Source organism: Solibacillus kalamii (assembly GCF_002174535.1).
GTDB classification, from domain to species: Bacteria; Bacillota; Bacilli; order Bacillales_A; family Planococcaceae; genus Solibacillus; species Solibacillus silvestris.
In genome coordinates this window covers 156,575-172,539 of the sequence record NZ_NHNT01000007.1, presented here as the reverse complement: position 1 = coordinate 172,539, position 15,965 = coordinate 156,575, and the positions used below count along the sequence as shown (strand labels likewise).

The following is a 15,965-nucleotide window of genomic DNA, read 5'->3' as shown; positions in this document are numbered from 1 at the left end:
GTGCAGTATTTTGCTGCACAGCCCATTAACTAACATTCTTACCTATTTTTCAATCGTGCGACTTCCTCACGTACGATTGGCGCAACTTTTGTGCCTAATAGTTCGATGGCATGCATTATTTGGTCATGCGGCATGGAACCGACTGGCATATGCAGGAAAAATCTTGAAATGCCGACATGTTCGTAAAGATAGATGATTTTCTTTGCAACCGTATCAACATCTCCTACATAAAGAGCGCCTTCCAAGCTGCGTGCATCATCAAATGCTTCACGTGCATAAGGAGCCCAACCACGCTCACGGCCAAGTTTCGTCATCGCTGCTGCTGTGGACGGGAAAAACTGCTCAACAGCAAGTTCTGTTGTATCCGCAATAAAACCATGCGAATGGGAAGCGACACGCAGCTTCGAAATGTCATGGCCTGCTTTTTTCGCCACATCATAATACAGTTGAACGATGCGCGCGAAATACAGGGGACTACCACCAATAATCGCCAATGTTAGCGGCAAGCCCAATGTAGCCGCTCGAATTGCGGATTGTGGTGTACCGCCGCTCGCTACCCAAATCGGTAATTTTTCCTGAACGGGGCGCGGGTAGATGCCACGTTCTTGAATAGATGGACGGAAATGGCCAGATGATGTCACAATCTCATTTTCCTGAAGATTTAATAATAGATCGAGTTTTTCTTCAAAAAGCGCATCATAGTCGTTCAAGTTGTTGCCGAACAGCGGGAACGATTCAATAAATGAACCGCGGCCAGCCATAATTTCGGCGCGTCCGTTCGATAGTCCGTCAAGTGTCGCGAATTGCTGGAACACACGTACCGGATCATCCGACGAGAGTACCGTTACAGCGCTCGTCAGTCGAATTTGTTTTGTTTGCATTGCAGCTGCAGCGAGTACGACAGAAGGAACCGATGCGGCATAGTCCTCCCGGTGATGTTCCCCGACACCATAGACATCAAGTCCTACCGCATCCGCCAGCTTAATTTCTTCGACGATTTGGCGCAGTCGTTCGGCATGACTTACTGTTTTGCCTGTTAAAGCGTCCGGTGTTGTTTCTGCAAAAGTTGAAATACCTATTTCCATGTGATGACCTCCATATAATAAATAGCTCGTTACCTTTTCTTACTATGATTACCATATGAAATCATTTTAGTGCACATCGATTGGAAATGAAAGGATTGTTCAACTCGAAACATAACAAGTAAAGTCAGACTTCAATTAGGGTCCTATCTTTTATCTCTATAGTTCTTGTAGCTACTTGTTTCACAAAGTAGTCATCATGGGAGACAAAAAGAATAGTGCCGTCATATGCTCGGATAAAGTTTACCAACGCCTCTTTTGTCGCCATATCAAGGAAGTTGGTCGGTTCATCGAGCAGGAGAATATTATATTGACCTAAAAACAGCTCACTTAAAAGTAAACGAATGCGTTCGCCTCCGCTTAAAACAGTAATTCGTTTTTGTAAATCACTCTGGTCAAACTGCATCTGATGTAAAACAGTACGAATAAATGCATCGCTAAATTCGCTTCGTGCTTTTATAAAACTCCAAACCGTCTCATCCGGCAAGTTTTGATATGCAAGCTGAGAAAAATGGCCGATTTTGACTTTCGGTGAGAGATCGATATGGGGATGCTTTTCGATCATCGCCTGCAGCAACGTTGATTTCCCACTGCCGTTCGGACCGGTTAGAGCGATTTTATCCTGTAAACGAACTTGAAGCTGACATTGATCAATCAGTATTTTCTCATGGATCGACAAAGTGAAATCTTGCATCATGATCGGCACTCTATTATGAAGTTCCAATGCTTTCGATTGTTTGAAATGAAGTGGTACATCTTCTTTTACTTTCTCTACAACAGGCAGCTGTTCGATTCGTTTTTCCATCGCCTTTGCCGAGCGATAAGCCGCTTTTTGGCTTGTTCCTTTGGATTTTGTTTCAAACATTCGATTCGCTTTAGCTTTCGTTTCTTTTTTTGAAAGCTTCTTTGCCTCGGTAATTTTTTCGGCCTTTTTCATTTTTTCGGCAACTGCCTTTTCCAAGTGGGCCTTTTCGCGAACGTATTTTTCATGGGCAGCAGCTTGCTCGTGTTTTTCCCGTTCTTTTTGCGCGGCATAATCGGAATAATTTCCGCTATAGACCGAAACCTGGCCATCATTTACTTCCCAGATTGTCGTGACGACGCTATCCAGCAGGTTCCGATCATGGCAGACTAAGACGACAGCTCCGTAATAATCGCGTAGTTGATCTTGCAAAAATCGGATGCCTTCCTGATCTAAGTGTGTTGTCGGTTCATCGAAAATCAATGCCTCATAGTAATGACTGAATGCCTGTGATAACTTCAGCCTCGTCAATTCACCACCGCTATGTGGATCGACTGCCTTTAATTTATGAAGAAGGGCGATGTCAATATTGTCTTGTGTGAAAGCAGGGGATGTTTGTTCAAAATAATAATAATCGACATGTGAACTTACATTTCCTTGCTGCGGCACGAGTTGACCCGTTAATATTTTTAATAAAGTACTTTTACCGGCGCCATTTTTACCGACAATACCGATGCGGTCAAACTGATAAATAGCCAGCTGCGGGATTGTGAGTATATCCTTATCTAAAAATTGTACGTGTATATTTTTCAGTTCAAAGCTTAAGTTTTCCATTATTGCTACCTCCGAAATATAGAATTTCGTACCGATAGCTTATCGATACGAGCGGTTTGTGTAATCCGCCCGTATTAAAAGAATAGAAGCATCTGCATTGTTTTAGCCCTCCATTTTATACGTGAGTCTAAAACGCAATAAAAAAGCAGACATATGTATGCCTGCGCCGAAAAAATATAGAAGTCTCCCGTTTAAAGAGGAATCTCTATGGTTTCATCGTTTACAAGCATGACAAAAAAGCCCATCTCAAATGGGTTTGCTTTTTTATTGCCAGCTTAGCGTAAACGAAGTAAAAACATAGAAAAATCCCTCCTTCTCATAAATTAATGACATCATAATAGTTTTCCTGAAATAAGTCAATCCTGGAATTCATTAGGGGAGTAATTGAAAATTTATAAATATTCAAATATAATTATATTTATAAAACGGACGTAAGAAGAAATCTTTCTTGGAAGATGTGATCGAATGAGTTTATATTTTGCATATGTCATGATTGGCCTTGCGATTGCAATGCCGGTTGGTGCCATTACAGTTGAAATGACAAAACAGGGATTTAAAAATGGATTTATGCATGGTTGGGCGGTAGGGCTTGGTGGTATGACAATTGATCTAGCTTTAATCATTGCCTTATATTTAGGGGTAGCTCAATTTTTATCGTTGTCTTATATTCAGCTTCCGCTTTGGCTTATTGGAGCCGCGTTTTTATTTGTTTTGGCTTTTGATTCTATTAAAAACGCAGATAAAGATATTGCATTAGCTGGTGAGAAAGCCAATAAATCCTTTTTGTCAACTTACCGCAATGGTTTATTGGTTGCTGTTTCTCCAGGAAATCTTGTTTTCTGGATTTCTGTATTTGGAGCAGTTTTGGCCGACTCTTATTCAGGAAAAGGTGCCCATCAATTTTTAATTGTTGCGCTTGGTATTTTATCGGGGATTTTACTGCATGATATTGGACTTTTAACAATTGTTTCACTTTCTAGAAAAGTTATGAATCGTACAATGATTAAATGGACTTCCATCATCGCGGGTGTATTATTATTCGGATTTGGCTGTTACTTTATCTATGAGTTTATTCATGATTTAAAAGCATTAATTTAACTAATAGACAGACGATTCCAAAGCATAACTGGTTTCGTCTGTTTGTTTTTATATGTGGAGTTAGTGGGAGAGGGGAAGTCACAAATTGTACTGACATATCGCTTTTTTCATAGACATACACTGCTATAAAATTAAAAGTTTTGCGGATGAGGCAACATTTGTGAAGAGACGACGTTCTATTCTAAAGAAGAGCATACATAATAACGGCATGTTTTCACAATTTCTATTGTGAATCGATTAAAGTTTTTGTATGCTAAGTGAATGTGGAAGTGGACTATGGAGTTGAAATCAGAAAATGATGATTTTAACTTTGGGATAATGCAAATGATTGGAGTTGTTTTTGTTGTTAGATACAATCATTCTATCAATGATTGAGTTTTTTAAAGGGTTTGGCTATTTTGGTGTGCTGTTGGCGCTCTGCTTTGAGTTTATTCCAGCAGAAATTATATTACCGATGGCTGGCTTTTGGATTGCTCAAGGGGAATATAGCTATTGGTTAATGGTGCTTGCAGGAACGGTAGGCGGAACGATTGGTCCGTTGACATTATATGCGGTAGGGCGTTATGGTGGTCGACCAATCGTTCTGAAATACGGGAAGTTCTTCTTGATCAATGAAAAGCAAGTGAATGCATCGGACAAGTTTTTCGCTAAATATGGCGCGGGTGTCGCATTTTTCGGACGTTTTATGCCAATCGTCCGTACGGCAATTTCGGTTCCATGCGGGATGACAAAAATGAATGTATGGAAATTTACAATCTACACATTTTTAGCGATGTTCCCAATTACCGCGCTTTATGTTTATTTAGGCATTAAGCTAGGGGAGAACTGGGAACAGGCAGGAGATCTGTTTAAACAATACTTGCAGCCGTTTGTTATCATCATCATTATTTTGGTAGTAATTTATGCCATTTATAAATACCGCATTAAATTATTAGAGCGTAAAATGAACTTACCTAATAAAAAATAAATTCAAAGGGCAGTCGACATAACATCGGCTGCCCTTTTTTAATTTTTTTTACATTAATAAACGATTAAATTATTTTTAATTTCCTTCTCCAACATTTTCAATAGTTCTGCCTGTTCTAAATGTTGAAGTAGTGTTAAGCCCTTTTCGATAAAACCTTCATCCTCGCCATTTAAATTATTTAGGCAAACACCTTTTCTCACATAACAGATCGACAGGTTGATAAACAGCTGCTCCGATTTACATGCACGGATTGCATCATTTAACAGATGAAGTGCGGTTTCAAAGTCTTTTCCTTTAATATTAATAAGCGACAGGTTGATCAGAAAATTAATTTTTAATTTATTTATATTTTGAAAGCCGTTGTACTTGTCGATATGGCGAAAAGCAAATTCTTTTATTTCGGTTGCAGTAGAAATTGGAAATACAAATAAAATAGCATTCAGCAAATAAATATCAGCTAAGTATAATGTATTTCGTTGAGAGAGATCTTTCCAAATGGGAGATAACGTTTTAGAAGCCATTACGAAATCACTGGATCTGGCCAAAACGAGCATTCCTTCCATTACGGTTTGAATATTGATGATTAAATTGTCGTTCGGATTTTGACGTAAATAATCAGCACATTCTTCAATCATTTGAAGCAGTGCATTTTCGGAATTGTATGTTTGATTGTAAAAACTCTTCATAATTCTTTGGCGCTCATGCATTTCGTAATTATTGCTTATGTATTCAAACTCTTCGTATGACATTTCGAGCCGACCTAAAAATTCCTTTAAAATCGAATATTTAATTTCTCGGTTTTCCCCTTTTTCAAATTTTGAGTAGTTGCCCTGTGAGCATATTTTCTCGCTGACATATTGTTGGGAATAGCCTTTACCAACCCTTATGTCTTTTACAACTTGCCCGTAATTACTCATTTCATCACCTAATTATTCTTTTAGGCATATTATACACTTTTTGTCGGGGTAATTGTAAAATTAATACAAAGGAGGGGACGAAATGGTAGATTTATTAATCACTACTTTAGAACTGTGGATTATTGGAACTGGTGGAGGATAAGTTAAGTATATAGAGGTTCTTATATATGTTTGGGAGTAAATTATTGGGAAACAGGAGTAAAGGGTAAATCTGAATTCATATTATTTTCATATTCTCTATTTACAGACTGGGTCATCCGATTTATTGTCCAGAGTTGCTTAAAATGGAAACAAGCCGTAGTCAAAAAATATGACAACGGCTTGTTTTTAGTTGAAATCATGAAACTAAACAGTAAGCGAGCCTCTAAACCCACGAGCCCCGTAGTAAGAGTCTGCACCATTATGATACATGAAAACCGTCTCATATCGACGGTCACAGAAAATCGCACCGCCAAGTTTACGGATATCCGGAGGTGTCAAAACCCAGCTGGACGTTTTTAAATCAAATTTTCCAAGCTGCTGCAAAGAGCGGTATTCGACTTCCGTTAAAAGTTCAATTCCCATAGAAGCCGCCATATTCATCGCACTGTCTTCCGGTTTGTTCTTCTTACGTGCATCCAGTGCTTCCTGGTCATAACAAATACTTCTGCGTCCTTTAGGGCTTTCAGGCGAACAGTCCATAAATGTGTACGTGTCCGTTTCATGATTATATGCAACGACATCAGGTTCTCCTTCTGTACGTTCCATTTCATGAAGAGACCACAGTTTTACCGGATTTGCTTCGAGCTTTGTCTGCACATTTTCCCAATCGATATTTGGATGACGTTCCATATGCTGTTCAAAGCGTAATTTCAAAGTTGAAAGAAGTTGATCTTGTTGTTCATTTGTTAATACTTTTTTAGCTGCCATAATAGAGAACACCTCGTTAAATAGTTGATTGCCTTTTATGATACTGTACGCTTAAGAGTAATGTCTAGTAATGGTTGGCTATCGAAATAATTAACCCTTGTTCCAATCATAGATTGCATCAGATTTCTATTAGCACTAACTGAATAATTTTAAAAGAATAGACAAATGGTTTTGTTTGTTATATACTAATGTTAATAAGAAATGTTACAAGACAACAATAAATTCACCTATTACAAAATGTATTCGTGTTTTATTTAGTACTTTTTGTAATATGTGAATTTTTTCTTTATGAGAATTGTGATCTTATTAAATTTAATTAAATGGAGGTCATTTAAATGACACAAGGTACAGTAAAATGGTTTAACGCAGAAAAAGGTTTTGGTTTCATCGAAGTTGAAGGCGGAAACGACGTATTCGCTCACTTCTCAGCAATCCAAGGCGAAGGTTTCAAATCTTTAGACGAAGGTCAAAAAGTTGAATTTGAAATCGAAGACGGTCAACGTGGCCCACAAGCTACAAACATCGTAAAACTTTAATTTTAATGAAGTAACGATAAACTGCATCCCAAATATGGGGTGCAGTTTTTTTGTGTCAAAAATGATAGGGTAGACAATTTAAATCCCGTTCCTAAATAAGACTTTAGGAGCGGGATTAGTTGTTTGGGAAAGTTATACAAGAAAACTCAAACTTAGTTTAAAGTTCTTCCCGTACCTTATTACGATATTCTGCATCATTCATAAGCTTCGATTCAAATGAATTCCGATTTAGACTCAATAAGAAACGTTCATAAAAATTTAGGTCATTGAGTAAGAGAACCATTTCATATTGATCTCCTTTAAGGTTTTCTGCATACATCGCATTATTTAAAACAAACAGTGTAGAGCCGCCTTTTGCCCCAATATGCGTATACGTCTTATAATTTTCTTCATTAAATTTCATTGGCCATTCCATTAGATCCCGGATTGTTTCAGTCGCAATTGGTGGTAGCTCGTCATTTGAAATATGCGCGAGTAGCTTCCCATAATCATTGGCAGAAGCACCTATTAACCGATCTGACCAAACTCTTTGTATGGCAGGGGATAAGTCAAAGGTAGCTTCACTTGCACTGATTTCGCCTGATCGCATTTGTAGGCTGATCGATTGAGCTAACTTACGATAATCTTCCATTGATAACTTTTGGAGTGCATTGATTAAGTCTTTTTCGGTCATCCCGTCTTTTTGGATAGAATCCGGAATAAATAGCGCACTGACAATTGGATAAACATCTTCATGCTGTGTTAAGTCTAACTCCGATTTACGTTTATTTATAGCATCAACACCAAGCAGATTAATTAAATAATCTGTATTGGCATTTGAGCTATACGTAATCATCCCTTTTGCAACATCATGCAAAGTTACTTCATTATTTTGGATGCCCCCATCTTGTTTCATAGCGTCTAACCATGCTTCATGAGCGCCCCCATCTGTATTTTTTAAATAAAAACGGTTCAAGTCGTTCAGTGATATCCTTTGCTCTTGTTGAATTTTACTTTCTTCAATCTGCATTGAGTACTCAACCGCAATAAGGATTTTTACAGTACTTGCTAATGGCCGTATAAAAGTTGATTGATAAGTAATGACAGGTTCACCATTTTCAGCAAGGTAAAAAGAGCTCGATTCCGGATGTTCTTTTAAATGTTGAATAACATAATTTGGATTATCTCGGAATAGAGCATACCCTGCAATCCCTACAATTAACGTAATGACCCCATAAATAATCAATCTTTTTTTAGTATAGGTTTTACGGTCAAGCATAATCATAGCTAGGAAACCAAATAATAAAGTTACAACGAAATTTATATCAAAAACTATAACTGCCATAATAATACCGATGATGATACTAATCGTTATTATGGCTTTTTGAACCTCTTCCCGTGTTCTTTTCTCTATACTTGATAAAGGTAATAAACTAAATAAAACAATTCCTAACAAACCAATCCACCCATAAATATTCATTTATGAATTTCCTCCTTTATAAGACATAGCTCAAATTTAGCCCAACCCTTAAAGCTAAGGTTGAGAAATGGTTATTAATGTTTTTACGGAGGAAAGCTGTAAAAGATTCATTTATATTTAATGGTGTTTTTGTTTGTCTGTGTATGTAATCTTCTTGAAAAGCCAAAATGAAAAGAAAACGCTACATAGTATGCAGCGTTTCCTTTTCGTTAATTATTGTTGATTGTTTGAATTTCCGCGTAATTGCTGTTCTGCCATTTGAACTAGGCGTTTCGTAATTTCGCCACCAACAGAACCGTTTGCACGTGCTGATGCGTCTGGTCCTAATTGTACACCAAACTCTTGTGCAATTTCGTACTTCATTTGGTCAACTGCTTGTTGTGCACCAGGTACACGTAATTTGTTTGAGCTATTGTTGTTTGCCATCTGTTACTCGCCTCCTTATGACATTAGAATGCACAGGGAAGAAAGTTTCATACCATATCGGGAATAGGTAATTTACAGTTCATTTGGTAACGTTTTTATAATATGGAGAAGTTTTTATTATTACCGTACCATTTCAATAAACGTCATATCGTACAGAATAGAACAAGCATTGTACCTAAAATAAATTAGAAAAATTGTTGGATTGTAACATATGGAATAAAGTGGTTTAATTGTTACAAATAGTATAAATCAGAAATCGGTACGGAAAGGAATGATTTATTTGAACTCAATTATCGAAAATAATAAAAATAGCTGGGATATTGTAGCGAAGCATTTTGCTGGAGGAGATGCATTACCAAGCTATGGACCTTTAGCGCAAACAGAAGAGGAACTGCATTTACTCGGAGATGTGGCCGGGAAAATGGTGCTGGAAGTTGGATTTGGGAGCGGGCATTCTCTTTTATATATGAAAAACAATGGAGCAAAGGAGCTTTGGGGTGTTGATTTTTCGAAAGCACAAAAAGAACTGGCGGAAAAAACTTTAAATGGCATTGAAGCAAACTTATTTACGGCTCCAATGGAACAAGAAATCGGATTGCCGAAAAGTTATTTTGATTTAGTGTATTCCGTTTATGCAATAGGCTGGTCAAATGATCTTCCGGCAACTTTTACTTTGATTCATAGCTACTTAAAAGAAGGGGGCGAGTTCGTTTTTAGCTGGGAACATCCTTTCTATAGTCAGATCAAATGCCGTGATCATCAATTTATATTAACGGATTCCTACCAGCGTGAAGGGTATATTGAAACAACGTCATTTAAGGGGGAAGACGCGCCAATGCAAATTCCCAAATATAAAATGGCGACATATATAAATGCCCTTTTACAATCCAACTTTGAACTTGTAGAAATCGTAGAAAGTGATGTTCCGGCCCATACAAAAGATGAAGAAATTCCGTATTCCGAAAAATATTATTCTTTATATAAAGCAAGCCATTATCCAACGACCTTTATCGTGAAAGCTCGAAAAAGTACTTTATAGGGGGAAGTAAAATGATCCGAAAATTAACGAACGATGATCTGAATATTACGATGGCACTTGTAGAAAAAAAGCCGGCAGAAAATTTATTTATAATCGGTGATATTGAAGCATATGGGATGGAATCGGATATACAGGATTTATGGGGTCAATTTGAAGGTGATCAGTTAATAGCGATATTACTGCGCTATGATCAAAATTATATCCCGTACAGTGAAGGAAATTATGATGTCGAGGGATTTGCCAAAATAATTAACGAAAATCAAGGACGGATAGAAATTTCGGGACTCCAGCATTTAGTCGCTCCATTAAAGAAATGGATTGACCGAGGTATTCGTCGTGACAGCGATACGTATTATGCAAAATGTACAAAATTGACGGTGCCGATTTCAGATCTGAATTTTTCAGATGTGTCGTATTTAAAGCCTGATAATTATTTGGAAAATATTGAAATGCTCAAATCGATTCCGGAATTTTCAACGGGTACCTTTAGTATTGAAGGAAGAGAACGCGCGGAAAAGTTTAAAACAGGGCGCACCTATTTTATTCGTGACGAACACGAAGTAATGGTTTCATCTGCATCTACCACTGCAGAGAATTCCCAGTCTGCAATGATTGTAGGCGTAGGAACGAGACCAGGTTACGGAAAAAAAGGGTATGCCACGCACTGTATGTTAAAGCTTTGTCGTGACCTGCTCGCTGAAGGAAAATCAATCTGTCTGTTTTATGATAATCCGGCTGCCGGACGCATTTATAAGCGGATTGGATTTGAGGATATCGGTTTTTGGTCTATGGTTCGTTATGAAGAGAGAAATTAAGGGGGACAAATATTGTGAAAACATTATTGGCAGAACAACCGATTCAGATTAACGCCTATGATATCGATGCGATGGGCATTGTAAGTAATATTGTGTATGTACGCTGGTTTGAGGATTTACGTATGGCATTTTTAAATGAGCATTATCCATTAGCAGAGATGATGGCTGTGCAAATATCCCCGATTTTGATGAAAACAGAGATTGAATATAAAGCCCCTTTAACAATTTTCGATCAACCAGTCGGCCGGTGCTGGATGGTGAAAATCGGGCAATCCAGTTGGGAAATGGAACTGGAAATTACAACGGAAAAGCATAGTCATTGCATCGGAAAACAATCAGGATGCTTTTTCAATTTAGAAAAGAAAAGAGTTGCGAAAATTCCTGATCCATTAAAGAAGCTTTTTGAAATGGAGCAATAAAATTTGATGAAAGAACAATTAGAAGAAATTGTAAAAAATTCGATTAATCTGGATTCAATTGATTTTAACGAATTAATCCAGTTCATGCTAAAAAATATTGGAAATCCGGATGGCTATTTACGTGACAACTTAATTTATCGGGGATTTTGCGAATTAATTCTGAATGGAAAATTTACTGAAGAACAATTAGTTACCATACTGAAAACATGTTTGGATGACGAGCATCTTTATTTAAATATTACGGATTATGGAATTTCTGATGATGTGTTTATGAGATCGTTTTCAGCACTTGTCATCACTCTTATTTTAGGGAAAGATCGTGAAAAGAGAAGTTTACCGGAAGAACTTATTATTGAGGTAATTCACAGAAGTATTCATTATTTATTTCTTGAAAGTGATTACCGGGGATTTGTCAATACGAAGGGCTGGGCACATGGGGTTGCACATGGAAGTGATTTATTAACAGAAGCAATTAGACATCCGTTGATGATGGATTCTCAATTATTATGGAATGCATTACAAAGTTTAAAAAGCTGTCTTCATACTGAATATGCTTTAATCGATGAGGAAGAAGAACGTATGTTACCGGTCATTGATGCATTACTGGATAAGGGACTGACGGATGAGCAATTGGTAACGTGGTTAAAAGAATTGCATTACATAGAAATCGAGGATTGGCATAAAAAATACCGGTATGAATGGAATGTGAAAAAATTTGAGGCAGCATTATTAAGACATTTATTAAAATCAACTAAATGTACAAAAACAACTAATTGGATTGTTTATGAAAGTCCTGCTGTCGTTTAGCATAAGGAGCTGAAATATTGAAACCTATTACTTTAATTGTGCTCCCTTTCATTTTATACATAGCTGGTTTACTAGCATATTATTTAGATAAGATTAGCGGTTTTCAATTAATAGCTTTTATTATAGTGGGCTCGGTAATCTCACTTTCCGGGTTCTTTCTATACCGGAATAACAAAAGGCTGAAAGGAATTTTCTCGGGGATTTTTTTTGTGCTAGCACTGTTAATTGTGTTTGAAAGTCGACTGATCAATTATGAAAAATATACTTATTTTCTGATCTCCTATAATGAGCCTTTTGAAATTGTAGAAAATTCAGGTATCCATGTACTTGCAGTGGAAATGTTTGAAGCACCATATATTACAGATTTGGATTATCTAATAAAAACTATAGAATATTCAAGTGATAAAGAAGTTTTAGATGCCGAAGTGGTCACGAATAAAATCAGGTACCGTTCAAAAAATGAAGAGTTGCTCGGATATATACGTCCTACAGTGAATCATTTTGAAACGATGAAGGAAAATGTCATTGCCCACTTGCCTGAGAAATCAACAGCTATCGATCAATTTTTAAAGAGAGACGATATAGAAGGTGACAGTGCAGGACTTGCCACTGTGTTAAGCGGTCTTATCGAAAACGGTGAATTCCACAATAACATACCGATGGCGGTAACGGGTGCGATTGATAGCAAAGGAAACGTGAAGGAAATTGGTTCGATAAAGGCGAAAACCTTAATTGCTGAACAAAGCGGCTTTTCACATATTCTTATACCTATGGAAAATGAAGAAGAGGCGAAGGAAGTAAAAATAAATGAGCAACTTAATATCAACATTATTGCTGTCACATCTATAAATGATGCCGTAGCCTATGTAAAAAAGCTAAATGAACCCGTGACAGGAAAATAATAAAGTGAATAATTGAAATTAAACAACCTTTGATTAGTTGGATACTAAATTTATGTACAAAACACCTAATACACGATTAATAAACGCTTCATTTATGCTCAAAAGCTTATGAAGATAATAATTACCCTATCATTTTTTAGTAGACTATGTTATTTTTATAATAATTTAATAATTTGCAATTTAAATAAGTGCTTACAGAATTTTGTAAGGTAAAAGGGAAATTAGTGAAAGACTAATGCAGCCCCCGCTACTGTAATAGCTGATGAAATCACAATGAATCACTGTCGTAAAGATGGGAAGATGTGAAAGTAAAAGGAAGCTTAAGCCAGGAAACCTGCTTATTTAAACGATACTTACTTTTCGGAGGGAGAAGTATAGGCGAAACAAGTAATTGTTTTTGTGTTTTTCTATACTTTTTTAGTATTAATTTCACATGCCCGTACCTCTTTCTAACGAGAGGTGCGGGCTTTTTTTATTTCTTAGTGGATAAGCAATACTAGTTTTTAATGAAATCCACATAAGAAAAATTATCATCATGTCCTATTTGGTGCGAAATGTATTTTTCTATAGGGAGGGTATTTACATGCAAAAAGGAAAGATCTTTGTTGTAGGGTTCGGACCTGGAGATCGGGAACATATAACAAAACGTGCAGTCGATGCACTGCAGCAAAGTGATCACATTATGGGCTACAAAACGTATGTTGAACTGATTGAGCACTTAGTGACGGCGAAAACCATTGTCAGTACTGGCATGACTGAAGAAGTTTCACGCGCACAGGAAGCTGTAAAACAGGCTGAAGCCGGCCATATAGTTGCTGTTATTTCCAGTGGTGATGCTGGTGTTTACGGAATGGCGGGCCTCGTATATGAAGTATTAATCGAAAAGGGCTGGACTGCAAAAGAAGGGATTGAAGTAGAAGTTGTTCCGGGTATATCAGCGATTAACTCCTGTGCAAGTTTACTTGGCGCCCCGGTTATGCATGATTCGTGCACAATTAGTTTAAGTGACCATTTAACACCTTGGACGGTCATCGAAAAACGGATTGAGGCAGCTGCAATGGCAGACTTTGTCGTTGCGTTTTACAATCCTAAATCCGGCAGACGGACAAGACAAATTGTTGAAGCGCAACGAATATTGCTTAAGTATCGTTCACCTGATACACCTGTCGGATTAGTAAAAGCTGCCTATCGGGATACGCAGGACATTGTGTTAACAACATTAGAGGAGATGCTGGAACATGATATCGGAATGCTGACAACGGTCGTCGTGGGGAATTCCTCAACATTTTACTACGATAATAAAATCATTACACCGCGTGGTTATCAGCGAAAATATACTTTAGGGCAAGAAAAACAACTATTAAAACCGCATCAACGATTGAAAAAAGAAGCGGAACCATGGGCATTGGACCAGGAAACGGGTGAAGCGGAGACAGGCTACGAAAAAATCGTAGCTATCGAGAAAAAAATAGCTATACCAACAGTTAATAACATAAGCACATTACAGCTTGCAAATGAAGCATTAGCGCTCGTACATAAAGAAACGTCAGCTGTAAAAGTTGAAGAAAATCCGTTTTTAGTACAGCAACAAGTTGAATCCATCTTTGAGTTTGCTGTATCACCGGGTGTTGCCAATAAAATGATTACACCAGCCCAAATGATTACTTTGGCAGAAGTAGTCGGAGAACACGGTACGATGGAGTATACCCCTGATCACCGTCTTGTACTGAAGGTACCGACGGATTCACCTGAAAAACTTGTCAAGAAAGTGGAACAAACAGGATTACTCGTTCAACCTGTCGGTGACGTAGTGATCGTCAAGGCGTGTGATTTCTGTTACGGCGAAAAAGCGGAATCCATTCCATATGCGGAACAGATTATGGAAACGCTCGGTGGCATTAAAATGCCGAAAGAGCTGCATGTCGGTTTTAACGGTTGCGGAATGGCATGTTATCGTGCGGTTTTTGATGATATCGGTATTGTTTACCGCAAGAAAAAGTTTGATTTGTTTATCGGTTCCAAACCAGTTGGACGAACAGCACATGCAGCACAACCTGTCCTTGAAGGGATCGATCCCGAAAAATTGATTCCTTTACTAACAGATATCGTTGCGGACTATAAAGAAAATGCACATCCGAATGAACGTTTCTTCAAATATTTTAAACGTGTAAAAAAAATCCTGAATTTCAATTATGTTGATATGTCATGCAAAATTAAAGTGGAAGAGGCCCCTTGTGGAGATTAGGTGAAAAGATGATTTTATTTTTAGCTGGAACAAGTGATGCAAGAGAGCTGGCGGTTCAATTAATGCAAGCAGGACATGAATTGGTGGCGACTGTCGTTACGGAATCTGCTGCAGCGAGTCTACAGGAAGCGAATGTTCCGTACCATGTCGGTCGTTTAACAGCTCAGCAAATGATGGAACTAATTGAAGAACGGCGGGTAACAACGGTGGTAGATGCAAGTCATCCGTATGCAGAAGAGGCTTCCAAAACAGCGATGGCCGCTGCAAATTTAACGGGTATTCCCTATATTCGATATGAACGTCCGCAGCAAAGTTATGTACATCCGCTCGTTACGGAAGTGGAAACATATATAGAAGCGGCAATCGCTGCATCCGCACATTCAGGAACAATTATGTTGACGACAGGCAGTAAAACGCTCGCTGTTTTTACGGAACAATTATTACATAACGAAAATATTCGTCTTGTCTGCCGGATGCTGCCAAATAAAGAGAATATGGATAAATGCGATGACCTTGGTGTGAAGCAGCGCGATATTATCGCAATCCAAGGCCCGTTTTCAAAAGAACTGAATAAAGCGCTTTACGAACAATTCAGCACAACACTTATTATTACAAAGGAAAGCGGGAAAGTCGGTTCAGTAGACGAAAAGATGGATGCTGCTCTTGAAATTGGTATTCCCGTCATCTTAATTAAAAGACCAAAAATACAATATAAAAATATATGCACTTCATTTGAGAAAGTGTTTGAAAAATTAGGAGGCAAATAAC

At 37.8% G+C, this 15,965-nt stretch carries 16 protein-coding genes and 1 riboswitch; of the genes, 10 read left to right on the top strand and 6 right to left on the bottom strand.

All coding sequences use genetic code 11. The annotated features are described in order from the left end of the window. Window positions 1–38: 38 nt before the first annotated feature. Both CBM15_RS11850 and abc-f read right to left on the bottom strand, forming a co-directional pair. Window positions 39–1,085: an LLM class flavin-dependent oxidoreductase gene (locus tag CBM15_RS11850; protein WP_087617673.1), complete on the bottom strand. Its 1,047-nt coding sequence runs from the start codon at window positions 1,083–1,085 to the stop codon at window positions 39–41. 124 nt (window positions 1,086–1,209) lie between these two features. Then, window positions 1,210–2,658 carry a ribosomal protection-like ABC-F family protein gene (abc-f, locus tag CBM15_RS11845; RefSeq protein ID WP_087617672.1) on the bottom strand — a complete coding sequence of 483 codons (1,449 nt, stop codon included), beginning with the start codon at window positions 2,656–2,658 and terminating at the stop codon, window positions 1,210–1,212. Window positions 2,659–3,123: 465 nt separating this feature from the next. Between abc-f and CBM15_RS11840 the strand changes: the two genes are divergently transcribed. Together CBM15_RS11840 and CBM15_RS11835 are read left to right on the top strand one after the other, a co-directional pair. After that, window positions 3,124–3,756: a LysE family transporter gene (locus tag CBM15_RS11840; RefSeq protein WP_087617671.1), complete on the top strand. Its 633-nt coding sequence runs from the start codon at window positions 3,124–3,126 to the stop codon at window positions 3,754–3,756. 367 nt (window positions 3,757–4,123) lie between these two features. After that, on the top strand, window positions 4,124–4,723 hold the full coding sequence (locus CBM15_RS11835; RefSeq protein ID WP_039967106.1) for a DedA family protein: 600 nt from the start codon (window positions 4,124–4,126) through the stop codon (window positions 4,721–4,723). Between the two features lie 53 nt (window positions 4,724–4,776). On the opposite strand, the gene CBM15_RS11830 is transcribed toward CBM15_RS11835, so the two are convergent. Both CBM15_RS11830 and CBM15_RS11825 read right to left on the bottom strand, forming a co-directional pair. Further along, window positions 4,777–5,640 (bottom strand): helix-turn-helix domain-containing protein, encoded by an 864-nt coding sequence (locus CBM15_RS11830; protein WP_087617670.1) that lies wholly within the window; start codon window positions 5,638–5,640, stop codon window positions 4,777–4,779. 345 nt (window positions 5,641–5,985) lie between these two features. Next, window positions 5,986–6,549 carry a DUF4256 domain-containing protein gene (locus tag CBM15_RS11825; protein WP_087617669.1) on the bottom strand — a complete coding sequence of 188 codons (564 nt, stop codon included), beginning with the start codon at window positions 6,547–6,549 and terminating at the stop codon, window positions 5,986–5,988. A 335-nt stretch (window positions 6,550–6,884) separates the two neighbouring features. Between CBM15_RS11825 and CBM15_RS11820 the strand changes: the two genes are divergently transcribed. Continuing rightward, a complete protein-coding gene (locus CBM15_RS11820; RefSeq protein ID WP_008406560.1) occupies window positions 6,885–7,085 on the top strand; it encodes a cold-shock protein in 201 nt (66 codons plus the stop codon). A gap of 157 nt (window positions 7,086–7,242) precedes the next feature. Here the strand turns inward: CBM15_RS11820 and CBM15_RS11815 are convergent, their stop codons facing one another. Both CBM15_RS11815 and CBM15_RS11810 read right to left on the bottom strand, forming a co-directional pair. Beyond that, window positions 7,243–8,544: a serine hydrolase gene (locus CBM15_RS11815; RefSeq protein WP_087617668.1), complete on the bottom strand. Its 1,302-nt coding sequence runs from the start codon at window positions 8,542–8,544 to the stop codon at window positions 7,243–7,245. A 213-nt stretch (window positions 8,545–8,757) separates the two neighbouring features. Further along, entirely contained in the window at window positions 8,758–8,970 is a 213-nt protein-coding gene (locus CBM15_RS11810) for an alpha/beta-type small acid-soluble spore protein (protein ID WP_008406565.1), read from the bottom strand. Window positions 8,971–9,241: 271 nt separating this feature from the next. Between CBM15_RS11810 and CBM15_RS11805 the strand changes: the two genes are divergently transcribed. The 7 genes from CBM15_RS11805 to cobK all read left to right on the top strand — a co-directional run bounded on the left by CBM15_RS11805 (window position 9,242) and on the right by cobK (window position 15,964). Then, complete coding sequence (locus CBM15_RS11805) at window positions 9,242–10,009, top strand: class I SAM-dependent methyltransferase (RefSeq protein WP_087617667.1); 768 nt, start codon at window positions 9,242–9,244, stop codon at window positions 10,007–10,009. Window positions 10,010–10,020: 11 nt separating this feature from the next. After that, entirely contained in the window at window positions 10,021–10,824 is an 804-nt protein-coding gene (locus CBM15_RS11800) for a GNAT family N-acetyltransferase (RefSeq protein WP_087617666.1), read from the top strand. Between the two features lie 14 nt (window positions 10,825–10,838). Then, complete coding sequence (locus CBM15_RS11795) at window positions 10,839–11,243, top strand: acyl-CoA thioesterase (protein WP_087617665.1); 405 nt, start codon at window positions 10,839–10,841, stop codon at window positions 11,241–11,243. A 6-nt stretch (window positions 11,244–11,249) separates the two neighbouring features. Beyond that, window positions 11,250–12,050, top strand: coding sequence for a DUF2785 domain-containing protein (locus CBM15_RS11790; RefSeq protein ID WP_239534814.1), 801 nt, complete (start codon window positions 11,250–11,252; stop codon window positions 12,048–12,050). Between the two features lie 209 nt (window positions 12,051–12,259). After that, window positions 12,260–12,952, top strand: coding sequence for a S16 family serine protease (locus CBM15_RS11785; protein WP_239835837.1), 693 nt, complete (start codon window positions 12,260–12,262; stop codon window positions 12,950–12,952). 169 nt (window positions 12,953–13,121) lie between these two features. After that, a riboswitch (cobalamin riboswitch) is annotated at window positions 13,122–13,308 on the top strand. Between the two features lie 227 nt (window positions 13,309–13,535). Continuing rightward, window positions 13,536–15,197, top strand: a complete 1,662-nt coding sequence (cobJ, locus tag CBM15_RS11780; RefSeq protein ID WP_087617662.1) for a precorrin-3B C(17)-methyltransferase — start codon at window positions 13,536–13,538, stop codon at window positions 15,195–15,197. A gap of 8 nt (window positions 15,198–15,205) precedes the next feature. Next, window positions 15,206–15,964, top strand: coding sequence for a precorrin-6A reductase (gene cobK / locus CBM15_RS11775; protein ID WP_087617689.1), 759 nt, complete (start codon window positions 15,206–15,208; stop codon window positions 15,962–15,964). The last annotated feature ends 1 nt before the right edge of the window (window position 15,965 follow it).